We start from the raw sequence: 641 nt of genomic DNA on the forward strand, positions 1-641 counted from the left end.
GTGCTACAATGGCAAGTACAACGAGCAGCTAACCCGCGAGGGTACGCGAATCTCTTAAAACTTGTCTCAGTTCGGATTGTAGGCTGCAACTCGCCTACATGAAGTCGGAATCGCTAGTAATCGCGGATCAGCACGCCGCGGTGAATACGTTCCCGGGTCTTGTACACACCGCCCGTCACACCATGAGAGTTTGTAACACCCAAAGCCGGTGAGGTAACCTTTTAGGAGCCAACCGTCTAAGGTGGGACAGATGATTAGGGTGAAGTCGTAACAAGGTAGCCGTAGGAGAACCTGCGGCTRGATCACCTCCTTTCTAAGGAAAATCGGAAGCCTAYAYATTTGCGTTGAAACGATATTCAGTTTTGAGTGGTTTACACTCAAACTTTTGTAACCTTCGGGTTACAAGGACTTAGTTCTTTGAAAACTGAATCATATTTAAATTTTAAATTCATTTCAATTAATTATTATAATTAAATTGAGCCGAAAAAATACACCGCGTAATTTTTTGAGTTTTTTAAATTAGTTTAAATCGCTTGTGGCCTTTGAGCCACAATACTCAAACTTGAATCATCAACGCAAGTTGATAGGTTAAGTTATTAAGGGCGCATGGTGAATGCCTTGGCACTAGGAGCCGATGAAGG

General features: G+C 42.9%; 1 rRNA gene. It reads left to right on the forward strand.

Annotated features, from left to right (window positions below):
- Positions 1-313 (forward strand): 16S ribosomal RNA (locus D3P96_RS08265); the annotation flags it as partial.
- Positions 314-641: the final 328 nt, after the last annotated feature.

It is taken from the genome of Weissella viridescens (genome assembly GCF_003862435.1).
In the GTDB taxonomy this organism is placed as follows: domain Bacteria; phylum Bacillota; class Bacilli; order Lactobacillales; family Lactobacillaceae; genus Weissella; species Weissella viridescens_A.